The sequence below is a fragment of the Paenibacillus foliorum genome, from assembly GCF_013141765.1.
Taxonomy (GTDB): Bacteria; Bacillota; Bacilli; order Paenibacillales; family NBRC-103111; genus Paenibacillus_S; species Paenibacillus_S foliorum.
This window is the reverse complement of the sequence record NZ_WHOD01000079.1, coordinates 1-21,558: the sequence shown is the minus strand read 5'-3', so window position 1 is coordinate 21,558 and position 21,558 is coordinate 1. Positions and strand designations below refer to the sequence as shown.

Here is a 21,558-nt window from a genome sequence, read left to right as displayed (position 1 = left end):
AAACATTCGCTCCTTTTTCTCTCCATGCATAGAACACTTAAATTTCTATATTGCCTATCCACAAATGATTATCTTCATCAGCAAAAGTAAAAGTAACTTTACGGCTATCGGGACTAAATGAAGGATGCGGATGTCCCGGATGACTCCACCACATCGGCTGTTCGCACAGCAGCTTCGAGGATTTATCCTGCAAATCGATCAGTACAATCTTTGTAGGCTGCTCATGTGTGTCGGCTACGACCCATCTTCCATCTGGACTTGGAGCAGCATGCCAATAAGCATAATCACCGTTAATGTATTCCTTGCCATTTCCCCATTTATCCGCATAGTAAACACCTGCCGGCTTAAGGGGACTTGAGGTGTATTTAACCAAATAAATTCCTTCTCCATTGTTAGCCCACATCTCATGCCCTACATATTCACCATTCGTATCGTCTGCGAGCTTCTGCTGTTTATAAATATTGTTCGTCAGGCCTTTCTCAGTATCGAGAACCCACAATCGGTCTGAAATATGTTCCGTCTTTCCCTCATGTGCAAAGAACACGAGATTGTCGTACACCGGGTTAATCATCGCATGATTAGCTACCTCGTACGGTCGTTCGAATTTAGGCGCTATCGCATGGGTCACCTTACCCGAAGCCACATCAACGGTTCCAATCATCCATTGATCACCTTCAAGCCAGTATACCCCCAATATCCTGCCATCGTTGGAAACGGAAAGCGGTTCGTAAAACCGGTTTCCATGCTCAAGTGTACATACGGTCCAAGTATCCAATGTTTTTAAATCTATCGCTTGAATCGTGGGTCCATCCAAATAATACAAATTGTCATCAGGGGAAACGATGCCTCCTGCCCACTCTCCACTGCCAACAAGCACAGTGGATTCACCTGTTTCTGTATCAACCCGAACATATTGACATTTCTTATCTCCATCCATTTGTGCACTTGCAATAAGATGGCGGCTATCGGACATCCACGTCATAGCCGTGTAATAGAAATGTCCTGTATCAGTCCCCTTCTGCCCGATTGCTTTAATCGCATTGCCAGTATGGCTGTCTAGAAATGAACGCATCCCGATCATAAATGACCAAACCCCTTTCAGGAGGAAATTTCTTTGTTTTTCGCATGGAATGACTCTCGGAATTGCCCTGGTGTAACTCCTTCCAATTTGCGGAAATAACGAATGAAATTTTGCGGCTTATTGTACATAAGCTTTTCTGATATCTCGGTTACCGTCATATTCGTCTCAACCAAAAACTGCTTGGCAATATGCAAGCGGTATCGGGACAAGTAATCACCAAAGGCGAAGCCTGTTTCCTTACGGAATACGCGACCGACATACTCAGGATGATAATTCAAACGAATACCGCATATTTCAAGTGACAATGCTGTACTATATTCACGATGTATGATGTCCATTACCATATCCGAAATTCTCGTATACTGGATATCTCTGCGTTTCTCGATGAACACGATAATAGGCTTGATCATGGACGATTGAAACCAAACAACGATTTCCTTAGCAGACTTCAGCATGAACAGCTCGTTGATCACGGACTTCTCATTGGGCGCAATATCTTGCAAATTTCCACCGAGGTCCTGATACAGGCGCAGAAGATCACTCAAGAGCCGAAGCAGGTACAACTGGAATTCCTGGTGACTAATATTCCTGGCAGTGACCACCATCATGAACTCATCTAACAAATGAAAAGCATTTTTTTCGTTCAGCAGCTTGATATGATCGGTAAGCTCCCTGACGATTTGCTGAGGAAATGTCATGTAATCGGGTATACTTTGATCGTACATATCCTCAAGGAACAGGATCGATTCGTCTCCTAGACGAATACCGTAGGCTAACGCCTCTTTCGCTTCTTGGAAGGCACGGGGAGCATCAATAGGGTCTGTAAATAAACAGCTGATACCTATGCTGATCGGCAGTTTCAAAAAATCCCTGACCGCTTCTTGAATATTCCGCGCCAGCGCATACGTCTCCGCCTTCGATTCGTCTGGAAGATCAGTATTGCTGCCTAGGATCGTAACTTGAAACTCATTAATGACAACCGGATTTAGTCGCATCCTTGCAGGCGCCAGCTCACCCACCATGTTGTTGATGGCAAAAAGAAGCAAATCCTTATCCATCTCTGTATACTTAGAACCTTCAAGAGTATCGATACGCAAGCAAACGACTCGCAGTTGCCTCCATGTATCCAGTTCTCTGGAGTGGATCCGATCTGAAATTTCACTTACGCTCACTGCACCCTGTAGCAATTTGTGTACGAAAAAATCCCGCAGCTGCTGCGTCATATGGGCTTCATTGCCAAGCAGGACTTTCATCCTTCTCTCAATCCAATATAATTCATCGCTTTTTGCAGACAAGTTCGGCATCTCAGGGGATTTCAATACAATATCGTACAGCTTACGGATTGGAAGATATAGCTTACGGGAGCCTTGAAGTGACAAGACCAGAATAAGTGCAAGCAAGCCCAGACAAATGGCTACAGTTACCCAACCTATCGCTCTTGATTCCTTAGTGATGTCTTCGATATGAACCTTTGTAACATAAATCCAATCGTTATAATTCGATTTCCGATAAGTAATGCTGTAAGGCTCGTTATGGATATCCAATTGAAACTGATTAGCTTCCAGGTTGTCTTGCTCAATTCTGACCGTGAACGGATCGTTTGACAGGTTGAGGCCAACCTGCTCCGGATTACCAGCCGCGATTACCTGCTGCTTATCATCGAGGACATAAAAATCGCCAGGCTCACTTCTCTGCGGAACCATCTTATTAAGCTCGACGCTCGGTAATACGGCGACCAATAACCCTAGAGGCCGGATAGAATTAATGGGAATCTTTTTGACTAGCACCATGTTCCATTTCAAAGGATTGCTTTCTTCAAATAAAGGTGATTTCAAGGTCGTCCAGAAGGAAGCCTTCCGCACTGCGGCATACTCCATAAAGGAGCCGGAAAGACTATGCTGTGCAAACGTCCTCCTCCCTGCACTATCCAAGATCCAATCCTGATTCAGGTTCGCAAGATACACCTCTGACAATCCAAATTCATAGGTTTGCAGCCTGTATATCGACTGGATCAATTCCTCGTACAACAAGTAGTTGTCACTGTCCAGCTTTTTATCCATCGCCATGTTGACGGCAGACGAGCTAATAAATTGCGTTTGGGTATTATCCACCATTTTCAGCTTCTGTTCGAACCGGAGCCTTGCTTGCTCCACCATCTCGGCATTACTTCTATTAGCCTTCTCCAACAAGAGGGCGGATGACTTCGCATAGGAAAAATACCCGAGAGTAATAACCGGTACAATCCCTATACAGATGCAAAAGAGAACGAGCTTTTTGAAGTAATTGATTCGATGGTTTTTCATGTCGACCTCCTGCCAGCAGGCTTCATTCATTTATTTCTGAGCCAATTATTTTGGTTTCGAAGCCGTGAAGCTTGCAGCCAATTCGGTCATTACTTTATCCCCGCCAGCTTTAGTCCAGTCCTCGATTGCTTTGTTCCAGCCAGCCTCATCCAATTTGCCAGTAATAAATTTGATTTTGGCATCATTGATAATTTTATTCAAATCAGAGCCTTTCTGAACCAAGGTTTCCGATTCCAGACCTAATGATGGATTAAGAACAGCCAGCTTCACATTATCCTGCATCACTTTTTTCGCCTTTTTGACGATCTCTTCCTCACCTTTGACCGGCAATTCCTTGACTTTATCATCGATCCGCAGTTCATCCAGACCTAGAACATCGTTGGTAAACTTATCAGCGTCAACGATTTTCTCTACTAGCCCATCGGTCAGCTTATACTGCTTGCCTTCCATCCCCCATGCGAGCAAATTGACTGCATCCGGTTCAAGAAGCCTGTCAAAGAAGCCAAGGATGCGCTTCAGCTCTGCTTCCGTCTTCACAGATGATTTAGGAAATAAATACACTCCCGTATACCCTTGCTGTGCCATATTCCGCTCACCCTTCGGACCTGCAAGATTGCCCATAAGCTCTACCTTGGCATCCGGAAGATTTTTGCGGATTTCGTTTTGCAGTGAACCAGCACCGTCCGCATTGCCAAGCACTATTCCCGTTTTGCCCTGGTAGAACATAGTGCTTCGCTGCAGCTCCTCTGTCACGACAAAATCCTGGTTCATCAGTTTTTCGTCATACAGCCGTTTGATGAATTTCATAGCATCCAAGTATTCCTTAGCCATGAATTCAGCTGTAAATTTGCCGCCCTCTTCTTTCCACTTGTTCGGAGCGCCAAACAACGCAGCCATATGAGGCATCAAATAAGCTTCGATGTCTTTATACTCAGCCATGCCGAGCGTATCGTTCTTTCCATTGCGGTCAGGGTCATTAAGTGTAAAGGCTTTCATAACGTTGTATAATTCATCAGGAGTTTTCGGTTCCTGTAAGCCCACATTCGCAAGCCAATCTTTACGGAAAAGAATACCGTGCCGAGAGATCGGTCTAGGCCGGTACAGCCCATAAACCTTGCCCTCCACCTTCGTGCTGTTGAACTGAATCGCATTCATAGCATTTAAATTCTTATAATCCTTAAGATAAGGTCCGATTTCCCAGAACACACCTGACTTGATCGCATTCACCAGTGGTGCGGCATTATACTTGAGCGCCAGCATCACTTTCGGTAAATCATTAGAAGCAATCGATACACTGACTTTGTCATCAAAAGCCGAACGAGGCACCCAAGTCATATCGATGGATGAATTCGTCAGCTCCTGAAGCTTCTTCCACGCCTCATTCTGAGAATTAGGCGGCTGTGGTGTGTAATAGGTGGCCATGATACTCAGCTTAAGCGGTTGCTGCGCCTCATTCGGTGCAGAACCGGAGGTATTCTCCTTTTCCTTGCCCGCACAACCGGCAACAAGAACGGTCACCATAGTGAGAGTGCTTAGAAACGCAAGTCCTCTTGTATGTCTTTTTACAGCCTTCATGTTTTTATCCTACCTTTCAAATATAATTATATATTAAATGACAGCATTGCAGGTCCACAATGTTATCCTTTAATCGACCCAAGCAGCACACCTTTGGCAAAATGCTTTTGAAGAAATGGATAAACCGCTATAATCGGCAGCGTTGAGACAACGATGACAGCCATTTTTACCGTTTGCGGCGGAACCTGATACAACGCTTCACTGCTGAAGCTGGCATCTCCGATCCCTCCCGACGACATAATGACGATTTGCCGCAGCAGCACCTGAATAGGCCATTTTGCAGCATCATTAATGTAGATAAGCGCCTGAAAAAAAGTGTTCCAATGCCCCACCGCGTAGAATAGTGAGAACGTTGCTATCGCCGGCAGTGAAAGCGGAATGATGATTTTCCATAAAATCGCAGGATCGCTGCACCCGTCAATTTTGGCCGATTCCTCAAATTCAACGGGCAGCTGCTTAAAGAAATTAACCAATATGATCAAATAAAACGGATTGATGGCTCCGGGAAGCCATAACGACCAATACGAATTCAAAAGCCCTAGCGATTTCACAACGAGAAACGATGGGATCATGCCTCCACTGAACAGCATAGTGAACACGACCAGGAGCATAATCAGACGCTTTCTTGGAATGTCTCGTGATAGCGGATACGCCATTAGAGCAGTCATCGCCATATTGAATAAAGTGCCCACAACCGTAATAAATATCGTTACCCCCAAGCTGCGGGACAATGTGCTTTCAGAAAAAATATACCGGTACGCTTCAAGCGAGAGCTGCTTCGGCACTAAAATAAATGTGCTGTTCAGCACCTCCTTAGCCGATGCCAGCGAGCCAGCCAGAATATGAAGAAATGGAAACAGGGTAAGCAGCGCAATAAAGGCAAGAAATACATAATTGCAAATATCGAACAAGGTTCCGGTTATAGAATTTCTGTAAGGCATAGCTGTCAATACACTCCTTCTTCCCCCAGTTTACGGGCTATCCGGTTAGCCGCGACGACGAGGATAAGCCCTACTACCGATTTAAAAAGCCCTACAGTGGTCGAATAGCTGAATTGGCCTTCTAGGATACCGCTAGTGTAGACGTACGTATCGAACACTTCACCCACGTCGCGATTCAAAGCATTGATCATTAGCAGCATCTGTTCGAACCCTGTATCCAAAAAGTGACCGAGCCGCAGGATGAGCAGGACGATGATCGTGCCTTTAATCGCGGGAAGGGTTATATGCCTGAGCTGATGCCACCGGTTAGCCCCATCTATTTTTGCAGCTTCGTACAATTGCGGATCTATCCCTGCCAATGCGGCGAGAAAGATGATCGTCCCGAAGCCCGTTTCTTTCCATATGATCTGAAGCGTCACCATAGGTCTGAACCACTCAGGCTCTGTCAAAAAGTTCACCTTATCCACACCTAACCCAGCTAACGATTCGTTGACCATTCCTCCTTCGGTTGTAAAAAGCACATAAGTTACAGCCACAACAACTACCATGGAGAAAAAGTGGGGGATGTAGATTAGCGTCTGAACAGAACGCTTAAACCATTGCACTCGCAATTCATTTAACAGAAGAGCCACAATAATCGGCAACGGAAAAAAAATAAAAATATTATAAACCGCTAAAATAGTCGTATTGCGAAATAACATCCAAAAGGTCGGTTCCCCAAAAAAACGGGCAAAATTCGCTGCTCCTACCCATTTGCTCCCCCATAAACCAAGCGCTGGCTGATAATTTTGAAAGGAAATCAACAGTCCCCACATCGGCATATACTTGAACAAAATAAAATACAGCAGCCCGGGCAGCAGCATGAGGTACAGCCAGCCGTTTCTTGTAAAGTCGCCCCTGCTTCTATTCATGAATTTGTGTACGATCTTCTTCACCTCCTTATTAAAAATAACAAGCCATAATACCCACTCGACACTTCCTCCGAAATCTTGGTTCCGGCTCTATCACAATGTAATTCGTATAATGTAGTTCAGTCTATAATCAGCAGCCAACCACCTGCCTTGAACTGACATTAATAACAAAGAAACGGGCAGTAATCATTTACAGAACATCATAATCATTTGCCAACATAGGTGCGCGAACAAAGCAGGTTTCAGTGAGTTCCAGAACCTATTTATTTTCAAAAAAGAAAAAGGCTGTCCTCAGCGATCCATTCAGATCAACAAGGGCGCCTTCAAAGTAGTTTTTTGCAACCGTATTGATTTCTGGTAAGATATTACATGAAGATCAATTTCGATTAATTGACACTAGTTTCAGGAGCAAGGAGTAGGCTAATGCTTTATATCATTAAATACATCTATACTTTTTTCATCCCGCCAGGACTTTTTATTACCATTCTCGTTCTGTTCAATCTTTGGTTGCGTAAAAGGGAACGTGCCGCCGCTAAGCTGTTGTGGGCAGCTATTGCTATCATCTATCTCCTTTGCACACCCATTGCTGGAAACACCCTGATCGGCTACCTCGAACACCGCTACGCGCCTCCCGTCACTGTTCAAGGCGATGTAATCGTCCTGCTAACAGGTGGCGCTGTAGGAAATACCCCTGACGTAGACGGCAGCGGAAATTTAACTGGCTATACCATGAACCGGCTTGTTACGGCGTATAAGCTGCATAAGAGCACGAACCTGCCGATTATCATATCCGGGGGACAGGTTTATGAAGACTCAGGTAATGAAGGCCAAATCTGCAAACGGAACCTGCTTGCTCTTGGAGTAGCGGAGTCGTCCATATTACTTGATGACAGAAGCCGGAACACCAAGGAAAATGCTATAAATACAGTAGAAATCTTAAAGCAAAAAAACTTTACCAAGCCTATCTTGGTGACATCGGCCTTTCATATTCCAAGATCTGTCGAAAATTTTAAACAGCTTGGTGCTTCTACTACACCTTATCCTGCGGATTTTCTAGTACCTCAACCCTATTCGGCTTCTTTAAGCTCACTGCTGCCCTCATCCGATGGCTTGCAAAAAAGCTCGTTAGCGGCCAAAGAGTACTTAGGACTGATCGAATTGTTATTTCACTAACTCAGCAGTAAATCCGTCTGCCGATTTGGAGGTGAATAGGTGAAGCATTCGGTTCACTCGAACAAAAAAGCCGTTCGCTTCTTGTTAGAGAAGGAATGGCTTTTTTTGAGGACTATTAAGCTTCGGGAGAAGCTGCTAAATTACTGCCGATATAGATGCCATCTTGAGCAGTAGAGTCTGCAGAGGCCTCCTCCGTTTGCGTGCGGAACTGATTCTCGCTTTTTGCAATAACAACTGTAGCAACGCTGTTACCGATCAAGTTCGTTATAGCACGGGCTTCAGACATAAAGCGATCAACACCAAGCAATAAGGCCATACCTTCGATAGGGATAACATTCCCCGGAATAGCGGTTAAGGTAGCGGCCAATGTAATGAAGCCTGAGCCTGTAACCCCCGCAGCTCCTTTCGAGGTAAGCATAAGTACGCCGAGTAGTGTCACTACTTGCAGCAACGTCAGCTCAATCCCATAAGCCTGAGCGATGAACAGGGCTGCCATGGACAGATAGATCGATGTTCCATCGAGATTAAAGGAATAACCTGTTGGAACAACCAAGCCGACTACGGATTTGGAGCAGCCGTATTTCTCCAGACGTTCCATTAACCGTGGCAAAGCTGATTCGGATGATGAGGTACCAAGCACAAGCAATATTTCTTCTTTAATGAATTTGATCAGATTGAAAATACTAAAGCCATAAATTCTTGCCACCAATCCTAATATGACAACGACGAACAGAAACATCGTAATGTAAACCGAACCCATCATTTTTCCTAGTGAGAATAAGGACCCTACACCGAATTTTCCAATAGTATAAGCCATCGCGCCACCAGCTGCAAATGGAGAGAAGCGCATAATAATACTAACGAGTCTAAAGAAAACTTCATTCATTTTCTCAAAAAAGCGGGTTACCGGTTTTGCTTTCTCACCAAGCCCAGCCATAGCCAAGCCGAACAATACGGAGAAAAACAGAACAGGAAGCATTTCTCCCTTGGCAAGCGCGCCTACAACACTATCTGGAATAACGCTGACAATGAAATCCATAAAACCGTGCGGAGTATCCGAAGCTTGCTTCGCGAACTTAGCAACTTCCGCAGCGCTGGCGCCTACTTTGCTGGTATCCATACCTGAACCTGGACTGACCAGGTACATGACCGCGATTCCTATCGCCATGGCAAATGTAGTAATGATTTCGAAGTATAGCACCGCTTTTCCGCCGATACGGCCTACTTTTTTCATGTCACCCATATTGGCAAAACCGATAACGATAGTGAAGAATACGATTGGTGCGATAACCATTTTGATCATCTTGACGAAAATATCACCAAGTACTTTAAGCTGGACGCCTATTGTCGGGAAAAACTGTCCGATGGCAATCCCAAGCACGATCGCAATCAGCACTTGCACAGTCAAGTTTTTTAAATTGATTCTCATAGAAATTCCTCTTTTCTTGTGTAAAATTAGTTGATGCTCTTCAACCATCCGGTTGAAACCGTTAGGTAGAGATAAAGTTGAATCCGTTCTTCATTTTCAATACTGAAATCGCTTTCAATTTGTTCAGCTTTATAGTCTCCACAAACTTGGAGTTTCTATCTTCTGTATTAAGAATGGTGGGGAAAAGTAAACATCTACATACCGCTTGAACCGTACCATTTTTCCTTCCATGACTTGACGGCTTCAGGATTGATCATGTTGCACCACTTCACTTTCTTGTTGATTCCATGGACTTATGATATCGCTTACAATATAATTTGTGAATCATTTGGCCTTATTGGTATTTTTGGTCTTTTTGGTCTTGAACGAAACGTAAAAAAGCACCATTCTGACAAGGAATATCCTTTAATCAGAATGGTGCTTGAATCCAAGAGAATAATCTTTTATTAATGCTGTGATATCACATACTTGTTAACCGGACGGCCTATCCCATATTGGAGATCGAGACGGACCTTGCCTGACTTCTCTAAATAGTCCAAGTATCTGCGTGCTGTGACTCGGGCTATGCCTACTCCTTCCGCCACTTCTTCAGCCGACAAAGGATGAGGATTGTCTAATAAAAATAGGGTAATCTGCTTCAAAGTAATCCCTTGCAAGCCTTTGGGCAGCTGATCTGCCGTTGCTTCCGTATCAGGTATTACCCGGGGATTGCTAGCATTTCGTGCATCAGAGCCAAACAGCAACCGGTCCAGCTCGTTTTGCGATACGGCTCCGTCCTTTTCGAGCAGGCCTTTCATGCTCCGGTACTGCTCCAAGGCTTGTTTAACACGTTCAAATTTGAACGGCTTTATAATATAGTCTACTGCCCCATTTTGCAGCATCCGACCAATAGTATGCTGATCGTTCGCAGCACTAATGACCATAACATCCACCGACAGCTGCTGGCGTCGGATTTGTGTTAAAGTTTCCAATCCATCCTGCAGCGGCATGAAGATGTCGAGGATAACCAAATCCGGCTCCAGCTTTCGAAGCAGCTCCATCCCCTCCAAGCCTGTGCTGGCCACACCTGTGACTTGGAAGCCGCGAACTCGTTCGACAAATTGCTTGTTAACCTCTTGCACCATAGGATCGTCTTCGATTAACAGCACCTTCATTAACCGTTCGCTCATAACGGACTAATCCTCCTTCTGTTCCCATTCGGTATCCACTGTTTTCGTGTTCCCGCGTTCCTTCATACTTTCCACTGACGCTTGCATGGGAAAGGATATCATAAAAGCCGTACCTTCGTCAGGTACTGAATCGACCCGTACAGTTCCTGCTCCTTTTTGCACAATAGCTGCCAATAGATAGAGCCCTATGCCACGCCCTTTAGTTCCTTTAGTCGTAAAGCCCTGTTCGAAAATATGCTGCTGAACGGATGCCTCCATTCCACCTCCGTTATCCTCTATGAGAATGGATAGAACATCTTCATTCTGCTCTATACTGATAAATACCCTCTTATCCAGTTGATCCAGCTTACTCTGTAGAGCATCGAATGCATTTTCAACTAAATTGCCCACTAGCACCACAAAGTCGTGATGATCAAGCAGATCGGGGAAACGCATCAAATGGCTTTCACGATCTATCGAAACTGTAATACCCAGCTCTTGACCGCGACTGATTTTTCCTAACAAAAGGCCTGTTAAGCTATCGTCTTTGATATTCTGGCTGAGAAAACGGGTGAGCTCTTCTTTCTGCTCTGTAATTTCGAACAAATAATTCAATGCCTTCTCTTTGTTCCCGAGCTGAATTAATCCGCCTATGGTATGCAGCTTGTTCATATATTCATGGTTTTGCACACGCAGCGCATCTACGAAGGTTTTTACACCCGTCAGCTCTTCGGCAATCCGGGTTACTTCCGTACGGTCCTGGAAAATAGCGACAGCACCTACCGTCTGTCCGTTTACTTTAATCGGCACACGATTGCTCATAATATGCGCCGCGCTGACATAGAGCTCTTGATTATAGATAGGATGATTGAGATCCAGTATTTCCGGCAGTCGTGTATCAGGAATGACCTCGCGAATGGACTTGCCGATCACATGCCCCTCTATTTTTAGCATTTGCTTGGCTTTATCATTAAAGATCGTAATCCGCTCATCCTTGTCGATTGCGATAACGCCCTCATGCATGGCGTGGAACGTAGCTGTCCGTTCTACCAACAGCCGGGCAATCTCGTGGGGCTCCAGCTCGAACATCTGCAGCTTAATATGCTGGGCCAGCTTCCATGAGCCCAAGATACCGAACAGCAGCGTCAGCAGCAGAATCACATAGGCTTGCCCGCTTAAACCAAGCATCACCTGCGCGATACTCGGCAGCAGCTGCCCGACCAGAACTACGCCGACCTGAACATGGTCGGCGTTCATTACGGGCACGAATGCGCGCAGCGCCGTGCCCAGCTTTCCCTTTGCCTTGGACACGTAAGTGTGCTCGGCAAAGGCAGGCCCTTCATCGGCCCCTCCCGAAGGGGTGCCGATGTTGGCCTGAACCGGGTGCGACAGCCTTACCCGGTTCAGATCCATTACAACGACGTAGGTGACGTCGTTGATGATGCGAATGCGCTCAGCCGATGCTTGGATCGCCGGCTGCTGCTGTGCGGGGATGCCTTCGGTCACCTCAGGCATCTGCGCTACAGTTCGCGCCGTAACGAGAAGCCGGCGCCCTAGCTCCTCTTCCTTCAAGCTCACAATCGACCCGACAAGAATAGTGCCGCCGATCAACATGGAAAAAACCACGATGCCGAAAGAGAATATCGTAATTTTCCAACTAATCTTCAAACGCTGCAGCATACATGACCTGCTTTCTTATGGTATCTTAGTACCATCATACAATAAAGAAGAATGGAAGCAAAAACTTCTATTTAAAACCTTATAGATGGGAACCAGCTCGGTTTGACCGCCTGTCGATTCAGAAACGGCCTAGGGAAGCACGAACTGAAAAACCTCCCGCTAGTTTTGTCTTCAATCCTATGACTGAGCAAATTGCTGGAAAACCTATCTCTATTTAGTCTAAAATAGCTCCATACAGAGGAAATTGCCAAATTAGCGTCGCAAATCAAGTTAAACTTGTAAAGCACTGATTCTAGCCCTGAGCAAAACAGTTTGAGTTTCGTATACATTAACAAAAAGGGGCGTAGTCCTGAGTGAAATCCTTTTTAAGTGTAACGGTTATTGTAGTGTTAGGTCTTGCTATTGCTATATTTATCGGCTTTTACCCGAGCTTTGTGCAAACCCCTGCCGTTTATGATGATGAACAGATCGGTTTCGACGAGCAGACTGTGATAAAGTTCAGTCATGTTGTAGCGGAAAACACCCCAAAGGGGTTAGCGGCACAGGAATTTGCCCGGCTTGTTCAAGAAAAAACAAAAGGCCGTGTGAAAGTAGAGGTGTATCCGAACAGCATTTTATATGCGGAACCGGATGAAATTGAAGCCTTGCAAAAGGGGAATGTGCAGATGATCGCCCCGTCGTTTCCCAATATGTCCGAAGTGCTGCCGTCATGGATGGTACTGGATTTACCTTACGCATTTCTCACGCAAGAAGCCGCCCAGGAAGCATTTGAGGGTAAAATCGGTAAGCTGCTGTTTGAACAGTTAAATCAGGTTAATATGGTAGGACTCGCTTATTGGAGCAGCGGTTTCAAGCAGCTTACGAGTAATAAGGGGCCGATTCTGCAGCCGGATGATCTGAAGGGACAGCATCTTCGGACGATGCGAAGCACCCTGCTTGATGCCGAGTTCCAACTGTTAGGCGCAAAAACAACACAGATGCCATTTAATCTAGTTTATCGTGGCTTGGAGAGCGGGACCGTAGATGGCGAGGAAAATTCCATTACCAACATTTATTCTAAAAAGTTTTTTAAAGTTCAGAAATATTTGACGCTAACTAACCATGGCTATCTCGGCTATGCTGTGCTGATGAACCGCTCTTTTTGGCAGAAGCTTTCTCCAGAAATTCAACTGCAAATTCAACAAGCTATGAAGGAAACGACTGCTTGGGCCTACCACAATGCCATTCAGATGAATGATGAACAGTTCGAGAAAATAAAGCTGGAGTCACAATTACAAATCAATTCGTTGACAACGGAACAGCTTTCAGAGTGGATGAGGGCATGGGAGCCGATCTATCCGCAGTACGAATCGGTTATCGGAACAGAGTTGATGGACGAAATTCGCCGACTTCGGAAAAAATATATGCAATAATCATGTATTAAATCGAGCTGCTGAGTAACCTTTCTTTTTCTTTAAATACAAAAAAAGCTTTCAATACCACTAGAGTGGAGATGAAAGCTTTTTTTGTTAATTATTCACGGTGCTATTCACATGCCTCAAGCTGCGCCAAGCATTGCTCCAAGTCAGCAGGCAGCGGCGCTTCGAACTGCATCCACTGCTTGGTCCCAGGATGGGTAAAAGCAAGCAAACAAGCATGCAGAGCATGCCGTTCCAATCCAAATGAAGCCGTGCCTACATCGGTAGCAATATGGGCTTCATGAGCTTCATGAGCTTCATGAGCTTCATGGGCTTCATGAGCTTCATAGGCTTCATGAGCTTCATGAGCTTCATGAGCTTCATGAGCTTCATGAGCTTCATGAGCTTCATGAGCTTCGTGAGCTTCGTGAGCTTCGTGAGCTTCGTGAGCTTCGTGAGCTTCGTGGGCTTCATCAACTTCATAGGCCGCAAAAGCATCGGCTGCCTTTCCTCCCGCTTCCAAGCCTCCCTGCTTGCCCGCTACCCTCTGCTCATACATCTCCAGCTTATAGAGCTTATCTCCTAACAGAGGATGCCCCAAATGCTTCATGTGCACACGGATTTGATGCGTCCGCCCGGTTTCCAACCAGAGCCGCACCATCGTGGCTTCGAGAAACCGCCGCTCCACCTTATAATGCGTAACGGCTGAATATCCACTCTCCGTCACGATCCTGATATGCGGCTCCTCCGGATCGCGATCTATCGGCTCATTTACCGTGCCCTCATCGGATTCCATTACACCATGAACCAGAGCTATGTACTCCTTTTTCACCTGATGAGCCTGCATTTGCTCGGACACCTGCTGGTGGATGAAAGGATTTTTGGCCACAGCTAGCGCACCTGATGTTTCTTGATCTAGCCTGTGGATCGGGCGGAATCGGTAGCTTTTACCCTGCTGCTGCCAATAATGAACGACACCGTTTGCCAACGTATTCACGTAATGCCCGTGAGTCGGATGAACTATCATTCCGGCTGCCTTGTTAAGTACCAACAGCTGCTCATCCTCATACAAAATATCTAGAGGCAGCTCTTGCGGCAAAATATCTTCGGATTCCTCCTGAAGCATACGAACCTCAATTACATCCCCAGCCTGGACGCGAATGCTAATATATTGGCGCTCACCATTAACTGTAATTCCCTGCTCCGTCAGCTTCAAACGTGAAAGCAGCTTGCGGGAAAGCATCATCCGATTCTGCAAAATCGTTTTCAGATAGAAGCCTTCTTCCTCCTGAGAAACGGTATATACTAAAGGTTCATAATAGGTACTCATTTGCGACGAAACACATCCGCACTTCGAGCGTATTCAACATCCCCCACACCGCTTCGAACGTTGGCTAGGCGTGCTACAGTGAAGAACAAATCAGACAACCGGTTCAAATAGCGACGTACTTCTTCATTGATCGGCTGCGTCCGGGCAAGCGTAACAACCCGGCGCTCTGCGCGGCGGCAAATCGTCCGGCAAACGTGAAGAGCAGAGGATGCCTGCGAGCCGCCAGGTAAGATGAACTTTTTAATATCTGGTGTCTCAGCATCGTATTTATCAATCCATGCTTCCAGCTGATCTACCATCTCCGCCTTCACCTTGTAAGGACGAAGCTCCTGCTTAAGCAGTGCCAAGTCCGACCCGCAGTCGAACAGTTCATTTTGAATATCCAATAAGTCCGCTAGCAAATCGCTAAATTTCTCCGCATCCAAAAACCCCATCGCTTGACCTACAAAACAATTAAGCTCATCCACGGTTCCATAGGCTTCAACACGTACATCATCTTTGTCGACCCGTCCCCCGATTACTCCGGTTTGTCCGGCATCGCCAGTTCTTGTATAAATTCTCATTGCTTCGCCTCCCTACTCTTATAACCTATCATCTCATACAAACGATCGGTATCCAAATGCATTCTGACATGATCCGCTAACCGGTCAAAGGCCGCCTCTCTGCGCTCCTGAAAGCGAAGCTCCGCTTGCAAGGAATGCCAGCCCCGACTTTCACGAATCGCATTCAGCCAGGCCCTGCGAAAATCATCGTTATGCAAAATTCCATGCACATAAGTGCCCCACTGTCTTCCGTTGGCAGAAACAGCGCCGTCCGGATGAGCCTCTTGACCACTGCCCTCCTCCGCGATATAGAAAGGATGGGTTACCGGCTGCAAAAAGCGTGTCCGCCCCATATGAATCTCATAGCCTCCTACAGGTAACAACGGAGCTCGATCAGCATCTTGACCATATAAACGAGAGGTTCCAACCGCACGCACAGTCTTCTTATCAGCTGTGAATTCAGTCTCAGTAGGAAATAATCCAAGCCCCGCCGTTTCTAAACGGTCGGATTCCAGAAGCTGCGGATCAAGCAGCCTCTCTCCCATCATCTGATAACCTGCGCAAATACCGGTGATCCAACCGCCTTTCTGCGCATGATCCAACAAAGCTCGGTCGAGACCTGTTTCCTTTAGAAACAATAGGTCGTCGACGGTGTTTTTGCTCCCAGGGATAATAATTGCATCTGGACGCCCAAGCTCTTCGAAGGAGCTCACGTAACGAAGACGGACATCTGTTTCATAGAACAGCGGATCAACATCCGTAAAGTTGGAGAGCCTCGGGAGACGAATCACAGCTATATCGAGCGATTGCATATCTTGCGATTCAGACTTTACGTGGGAACCACTTGCATAATTCTTCCCATCACTACCTCCAAAAGCACCCGTTGCAAGCTTACGATCCAACGATGCCGAATCCTCGTCCTCCAGCTCCAGATTCGGCAGAAAAGGAATGACACCCAGTACCGGCTTGCCAGTCCGCTGTTCGAGCCAATCGAGGCCTGGTTTTAGCAAGGTTACATCTCCGCGGAACTTGTTAATGATGAAGCCCTTCACGCGGTTTCTTTCCTCGGGAGTGAAGATTTCCATCGTACCGAGCAGGGAGGCAAACACACCTCCCCGATCAATATCAGCTACCAGCACTACTGGAGCATCCGCCCATCCAGCTAATCGCATATTGACGATATCGCGATCTTTTAGATTCACCTCCGCTGGGCTTCCAGCCCCTTCCAGAACAACCACCTGATAAGATGAACGCAATCGAACCAGCGCATCCTTGACGATCGTCTCCGCCTCTGACAAGTATTTTTCACGATACGTTCTGGCATCGAAATCCCGATAAGGCTTGCCATGTACGACTACTTGCGAGACCATATCCTTTTTCGGCTTAAGCAGGATTGGATTCATATCTGTTGTAGCTGCAATTCGGCACGCATCCGCCTGCATCCCTTGCGCCCTTCCAATCTCTTTGCCATCCGCAGTAACGTAAGAGTTTAGCGACATGTTTTGTGATTTGAACGGGGCAACACGCAGACCGTCCTGTAATAAAATCCTGCACAGTGCGGTTACCAGCAAGCTTTTTCCTGCATCAGAAGATGTCCCCTGCACCATCAAGGTTGGAGCCAGAGCCGTATCGGCAGCTGCTTGAAGCTGATCATCCTGCTCTTGCCCATTGCCTATAGCTAGATTCTCTCGTGCGACTTGATTAACTGCTGTATGCTCAAGCGGCGGCAAATTACTCAACACTTCAAGAGAAGCTCGAAGCTCCTTAATCATCCGTTCGTTGTGCTCTCTCAACCTTATAGCTACACGAACATAGGAGTCATCCAAACCTGGGAATAGGGATGCGTCACGGATCAATATCCCCCTTTTTCCCATCTCCGCCTGCAAATCCTTCACAGTGACATTTAACTGCTTCAGTGAAAATAATAGATAATTCGTATCGCTTGGCGTTACGATAAGACCCAATTCAGTTAGACTTTTACTAAGCCATGGACGTTCTTCGGCCAACCATTTATGAGTTCTGTGCTCGTAATCATGGTCATCCAATACCGCCGCCCCTATCAGCTGGGCCATTGTATTGACGCTCCACTGCACCTGTTGATGCTGCATTTCCCGGATCCTGTCCGGATGTGCCACAATAAAGCCAAGCCGCAAACCCGGTATCGAGTAAAACTTTGTCATTGAACGAATAACCATCAGCTGCCGAGATTCAGCCGCTTTCCGAATCATTGTTATGCTATCCTCATCAGGATGAAAATCAATAAAGGCTTCGTCCAGAATAACCGGCTTCTCCGAAGCAGCCAGACGTTCAAGGACTGGTGCTGATAATAGACGTCCAGTCGGATTATTAGGAGATCCTAGAAATAACAGATCCGCCAAGACAAGTGCCTGCTCCACATCTGCCTCTTGAAGCAGAAAATCATGGCTAGCATGTAATGGAATTTCAAGAATAGCTCCATTCGTTTTTTGCACCGCTTCCTCATATTCCGAGAAAGAAGGGCGAGCAAGAGCCGTAACTCCCGGGCGCAGGACACGCACTGCCAAATCTATCAACTCCGCAGCACCGTTACCGACCAGAATAGCTTCTACAGGCACCTTATATTTGGCTGCCAGCTTGCTGCGCAGCTCCCGTACAGCTGGATCTGGGTATGCGACTATATCACGCCACCGTTCCCGTAATATCATCTCTGCAGCAGCTGGCGGACCAAGAGGATTCATATTGGAGCTGAAATCAAGAAACGAATCCTTGCTTATGCCAAATGTCTCTGCAGCGGTCCATAAATCACCGCCATGACCGTACCTTTCCAGCATGAAATTCCCCTCCTAACAGCAAAATCAGAGCTAAAGCTTCATCGTTATTTTTTGTGTGGAAAAACATTTTCTATAACAAACTACTAACCCTTTACTTCCATTACCTAACCGCTATGTACAGCACAAGCAGCAGCACCGCTTCCAATAATTCATTCATCGCCCCGTATGTATCACCCGTTAGTCCACCCAACTTGCGGCTTAAGTAGATGCTTATGAGTAAGCCCGACCCTAAAGTACCAATCGCGGCCACAGCAACAATCAACAGCCCATCCAGCGACAAAATCTTCCCATCCAGCAACCAGATCAATCCAATAGATAGCAGCAGCGCAAGCAAGGTATGAAGAAATAAATGCTTAACACTTAGTCCACGAAAAAAGGAACCCATCCCCCCGCTCGTTTGTCCTTGCCGAGCATAGGGCCACTTGGCGATCGCCACAACCATGTACCATCGGCTCCACAATGAAACAAGCGGAAGAATGAACATAAATGTGTGTTGGGGGAGTGTTAGCCATTGCTGAAGCAATGTCCATTTAATAAGCATGAGCAGTGCACAAGCAACGACACCCATCGCACCTACCCTGCTGTCCTTCATAATTTCCAGCATCTGTTCTCTGGGCCGGTGGCTTAGGATGCCATCAGCAGTATCCATCAAACCATCGAGATGCAACGCACCTGTCAAACCAACCCACAGCAGGAGCAGCAGCGCAGCATTAACACCGGTACCAAGCCCGAGCCCTGCGGCAAACAGCAAATCCCCTTGAAGCAGTCCCCCGGCTAAGCTGAGCAGCAGTCCCAGCACCATTCCAACAAGCGGATAAAAGATGACACTACGCCTGAACAAAGCATCATTATAGTCTAGCTTCACCGGTATGGGCAGCCGAGTTAGAAATTGAAAGGCGGCTGCGCAGCCCGCTAATCCTTTTACAACCAAGTCCAGCATAATGCGCACATCAGCCCTCCTGCAATTAGAAAACTTACACCATACAGCATATGGACAGTAAGAATAATATCCTCCTTGGACCTTTCCCGAAGCGGCCAGCCCATTCTCGCACGTTCACTTGTCCGCCCGTGGTAGACATTGATGCCCCCGAGCTCAATACCCAAAGCACCTGCCACTGCCGACTCCGGTATCCCGCTGTTAGGACTAGGATGCAGTCGAGCAAATTTGCGAATGGCCTGAACAGCCCGCACAGCAGAGCAACCTTGTCGAAGTGCAGCGGTAGCTACAAGCATACAGCCTGTTATTCTTGCTGGAAGCCAGTTCATCACATCATCCCAGCGAGCTGAAGCCCAACCAAAATATAAATATTTTTCATTTTTATAGCCGACCATCGAGTCCAATGTATTCGCAGCACGATACAACATAGCAAGCGGCGCTGCCCCTAATAACGCATAAAATAAGGGGGATACAACGGCATCCACCGTATTTTCAGCCACTGTCTCTACTGTTGCGCGAGTAATCTCCGGCTCATCCAGCTGCGAAGTGTCCCTGCCGACAATATAGCCTACATACTTTCGCGCTTCATCCATTCGTCCTTCGCGAAGTGGACGATACACCTTCATGGCTGCGTCCTTCAGCCCTTTTACAGCAATTGTCGTGGCAATAAACCACGTATTGAAGGCATAACCGAGCCAAGGATGGATCTGGTGAGCGAGCCACAGCAGCAGCCACATTACCAAGAATACAATCAGCAATGTCGACGCAGCTAATAGGATACCGCGCTGACGCAGTGTACCAGGTGAAGCCGTATTTGTGCCAGAAGCGAGCAGCCTGGACTCAACCCAACCTATCCATTGTCCTATTCGGATAACCGGATGCGTTGGCCAACGCGGGTCCCCAATAATTAAATCTATTATAATTGCGGCCAGCAGCATGACTGCTGTCTCCTGCCAAGAATAAAACAACAACTTTGCTCCCCACCCGCCTGCTTACTAGTGCTTGCTTGTGCTTCTTGTCAGCCTTAGCGCTTAACTAAACTTATATTGATTTACTTGCTAACTTGTTTATCAGCAGATTCCATTAGCGATGTTTTACTTCCCCGTACTTGCCCGATTTATGCTTCAACCAAGGATAACCAGTTGATCCTTCCTTTAAGGACGAGCATGTTTGTCAATATGCGAAGCCTGGTATAAGTTTAGAGCGAAGCTTAATATAAAGTTTCTCAACATAGAATGACGCTTAATATAAGTTCACAATATAAAGCGAAGCTTAGCATAAGTTTCTCAACATAAAGCGAAGCCTAATATAAGTTCACAATATAAAGCGAAGCCTGGAATAAGTTTCTCAACATAGAGCGACGCTTAATATAAGTTCACAATATAGAACGAAGCTTAGCATAAGTTTCTCAACATAGAGCGAAGCCTGGTTATCAGTTTCTCAACACGAACCGAAGCCAAGTATAACTTATTCTATTCATTCAGCTAAACTTAATCCTAATGATCACCTGCTTCAGAACTCATAGCGGATGCTTTTCAACTCTATCGGAATTCCCGCCGTTACCAGAAACACCTTATCCGCTTCCCGGGCCAATTGTTGGTTCATCCTACCGGACAAATCACGGAACTGACGCCCCAGCTTATATTCCGGCACCAGCCCATATCCTACCTCATTGGTAACCAGTACCAGATGTCTAACTTGGTCAGCTGCATACTGACGGCATACACTATTTAATTTTTCTAGCAGCGACTGCAGCCGCTCTTCCACATCCGAATCCTGTTCGTACTGTAGCAGCCAATTCGACAGCCATAGAGTCAGACAATCTACGAGGATGACCGGCTGCTCGTGCTCTAATTTCTGTGAATCTTCAAGAGCTGCATCAACTAAGCTATCAGCATCTGCCTTGATCAATTTCTCTTCATTGTTGCTGCTGCCACCGCCAGCATATCGCTCCTCCAGACCGCTATCACTATCCCTTTCGCAAATGGCGTTACCGTATAGTTCTTGAAGTGTTTCGGCCAATGCATAAGACTCCTCTACTGTCGTCCATGCAAATCCTCCATTCTCCCGCTGAAGCTGATGCAATCCGATTCTTGCTCTCATCTCCTCATCATAGGCTTGCGCTGTTGCTATGTATTTGCCCTGCTGTCCGAGCCTTGAGCTATATAGTTCAGCGAAAGAGCTTTTGCCGCTGCGGGCACCGCCTGTTACCAGTACTAGCACGGATGTAACCTCCTATGAACTTTGCCAATGGCAAAGCTGACTTCGTAAGTCTGGGCTGAGCATTGCCTTAAATAAGGC

15 protein-coding genes and 1 pseudogene are annotated in these 21,558 nt (G+C 46.5%); 2 read left to right on the top strand and 14 right to left on the bottom strand.

Going from position 1 to position 21,558, the window contains the following annotated elements; all coding sequences use genetic code 11:
• Window positions 1–37: 37 nt before the first annotated feature.
• The 5 genes from GC093_RS21345 to GC093_RS21325 all read right to left on the bottom strand — a co-directional run bounded on the left by GC093_RS21345 (window position 38) and on the right by GC093_RS21325 (window position 6,811).
• Complete coding sequence (locus tag GC093_RS21345) at window positions 38–1,081, bottom strand: oligogalacturonate lyase family protein (protein WP_216624744.1); 1,044 nt, start codon at window positions 1,079–1,081, stop codon at window positions 38–40.
• 17 nt (window positions 1,082–1,098) lie between these two features.
• Entirely contained in the window at window positions 1,099–3,384 is a 2,286-nt protein-coding gene (locus GC093_RS21340; protein WP_171653934.1) for a helix-turn-helix domain-containing protein, read from the bottom strand.
• A gap of 45 nt (window positions 3,385–3,429) precedes the next feature.
• Window positions 3,430–4,959, bottom strand: a complete 1,530-nt coding sequence (locus tag GC093_RS21335; protein WP_171653933.1) for an extracellular solute-binding protein — start codon at window positions 4,957–4,959, stop codon at window positions 3,430–3,432.
• 62 nt (window positions 4,960–5,021) lie between these two features.
• Window positions 5,022–5,900: a carbohydrate ABC transporter permease gene (locus GC093_RS21330; RefSeq protein ID WP_171653932.1), complete on the bottom strand. Its 879-nt coding sequence runs from the start codon at window positions 5,898–5,900 to the stop codon at window positions 5,022–5,024.
• A gap of 5 nt (window positions 5,901–5,905) precedes the next feature.
• Window positions 5,906–6,811 (bottom strand): ABC transporter permease, encoded by a 906-nt coding sequence (locus GC093_RS21325; RefSeq protein WP_246314946.1) that lies wholly within the window; start codon window positions 6,809–6,811, stop codon window positions 5,906–5,908.
• A gap of 423 nt (window positions 6,812–7,234) precedes the next feature.
• On the opposite strand from GC093_RS21325, the gene GC093_RS21320 reads away from it, so the two are divergent.
• Window positions 7,235–7,984, top strand: a complete 750-nt coding sequence (locus GC093_RS21320; RefSeq protein ID WP_171653931.1) for a YdcF family protein — start codon at window positions 7,235–7,237, stop codon at window positions 7,982–7,984.
• 115 nt (window positions 7,985–8,099) lie between these two features.
• On the opposite strand, the gene dctA is transcribed toward GC093_RS21320, so the two are convergent.
• The 3 genes from dctA to GC093_RS21305 form a co-directional block, all read right to left on the bottom strand.
• Window positions 8,100–9,413 (bottom strand): C4-dicarboxylate transporter DctA, encoded by a 1,314-nt coding sequence (gene dctA / locus GC093_RS21315; protein ID WP_171653930.1) that lies wholly within the window; start codon window positions 9,411–9,413, stop codon window positions 8,100–8,102.
• A gap of 446 nt (window positions 9,414–9,859) precedes the next feature.
• Window positions 9,860–10,582: a response regulator gene (locus tag GC093_RS21310; RefSeq protein ID WP_171653929.1), complete on the bottom strand. Its 723-nt coding sequence runs from the start codon at window positions 10,580–10,582 to the stop codon at window positions 9,860–9,862.
• A 6-nt stretch (window positions 10,583–10,588) separates the two neighbouring features.
• Complete coding sequence (locus GC093_RS21305) at window positions 10,589–12,241, bottom strand: ATP-binding protein (protein ID WP_171653928.1); 1,653 nt, start codon at window positions 12,239–12,241, stop codon at window positions 10,589–10,591.
• A 353-nt stretch (window positions 12,242–12,594) separates the two neighbouring features.
• Between GC093_RS21305 and GC093_RS21300 the strand changes: the two genes are divergently transcribed.
• Window positions 12,595–13,653, top strand: a complete 1,059-nt coding sequence (locus GC093_RS21300) for a DctP family TRAP transporter solute-binding subunit (RefSeq protein ID WP_171653927.1) — start codon at window positions 12,595–12,597, stop codon at window positions 13,651–13,653.
• Window positions 13,654–14,203: 550 nt separating this feature from the next.
• Here GC093_RS21300 and GC093_RS36065 read toward each other — a convergent pair.
• The 6 genes and pseudogenes from GC093_RS36065 to GC093_RS21270 form a co-directional block, all read right to left on the bottom strand.
• Window positions 14,204–14,968 (bottom strand): annotated as a pseudogene (locus GC093_RS36065) (RluA family pseudouridine synthase); the annotation flags it as partial.
• The gene (locus GC093_RS21290; RefSeq protein ID WP_171653925.1) at window positions 14,965–15,531 is read right to left on the bottom strand and encodes a cob(I)yrinic acid a,c-diamide adenosyltransferase; all 567 of its coding nucleotides are present in this window, start codon (window positions 15,529–15,531) and stop codon (window positions 14,965–14,967) included. The pseudogene GC093_RS36065 and the gene GC093_RS21290, both read right to left, overlap by 4 nt.
• On the bottom strand, window positions 15,528–18,320 hold the full coding sequence (locus GC093_RS36665) for a cobyric acid synthase (RefSeq protein ID WP_171653924.1): 2,793 nt from the start codon (window positions 18,318–18,320) through the stop codon (window positions 15,528–15,530). Before GC093_RS36665 ends, GC093_RS21290 begins: the two co-directional genes overlap by 4 nt.
• A 100-nt stretch (window positions 18,321–18,420) precedes the next feature.
• Window positions 18,421–19,260: an adenosylcobinamide-GDP ribazoletransferase gene (cobS, locus tag GC093_RS21280; protein ID WP_171653969.1), complete on the bottom strand. Its 840-nt coding sequence runs from the start codon at window positions 19,258–19,260 to the stop codon at window positions 18,421–18,423.
• Window positions 19,242–20,228, bottom strand: a complete 987-nt coding sequence (gene cbiB, locus GC093_RS21275; RefSeq protein WP_246314944.1) for an adenosylcobinamide-phosphate synthase CbiB — start codon at window positions 20,226–20,228, stop codon at window positions 19,242–19,244. Before cbiB ends, cobS begins: the two co-directional genes overlap by 19 nt.
• Window positions 20,229–20,769: 541 nt before the next feature.
• Window positions 20,770–21,480: a bifunctional adenosylcobinamide kinase/adenosylcobinamide-phosphate guanylyltransferase gene (locus tag GC093_RS21270; protein WP_171653923.1), complete on the bottom strand. Its 711-nt coding sequence runs from the start codon at window positions 21,478–21,480 to the stop codon at window positions 20,770–20,772.
• Window positions 21,481–21,558: the final 78 nt, after the last annotated feature.